Origin of the sequence: Streptomyces sp. DH37 (assembly GCF_029813835.1) — a bacterium.
GTDB lineage: Bacteria > Actinomycetota > Actinomycetes > Streptomycetales > Streptomycetaceae > Streptomyces.
Window position 1 is genome coordinate 1 of record NZ_JARVKV010000178.1, and the last position, 464, is coordinate 464.

The 464-nt window shown below is 59.7% G+C and carries 1 protein-coding gene; it reads right to left on the reverse strand.

Annotated elements, in window-relative coordinates; all coding sequences use genetic code 11:
• Nucleotides 1-59: 59 nt before the first annotated feature.
• Nucleotides 60-464, reverse strand: a 405-nt coding sequence (gene trbK-alt, locus QC029_RS30555) for a putative entry exclusion protein TrbK-alt (RefSeq protein WP_279559088.1), incomplete at its 5' end; no start/stop codon positions are given.

Genomic DNA, 464 nt, shown 5'->3' on the forward strand with positions numbered 1-464 from the left:
GAATCGATATAGCGGGTAAACGTCTCCAAAAACTGGTCGATGATGCCTGTACCACCCATTTATCGCTCGCTTTGCGTTGGCGCGGGGAAGAAAATCGACGGCAATCGGCTCTGATCCTTGATGGATGCAGACGGCGGGTCGCCTGGATCTCGCCGTTCGGGACTGACTGCGGTCCCCCGGTCGGATCCGAGAAACTGGCGCCGCTTGTCGGCCCAGATCTTGCGGCACTCGGCAAGCCGGTCCTTTTGCTCGTAGCTGATGGTACGGCATCGCTCGAGCTCAGCCGCTGCGGGATCTGCGTCCTGAGCGACCGATCCAGCGGCCTGAGGTTGATCTTCGTCGCCCCGCAGATGAATCGTACAGGCGGCGACCGCGATCATGCCTAGGCAGATTGTCGTGCCCAGAGACAGCGCCTTGAATGCGTTGACGTCGCTCATCAGTGGAACATCTGAACGTTTGAGGGT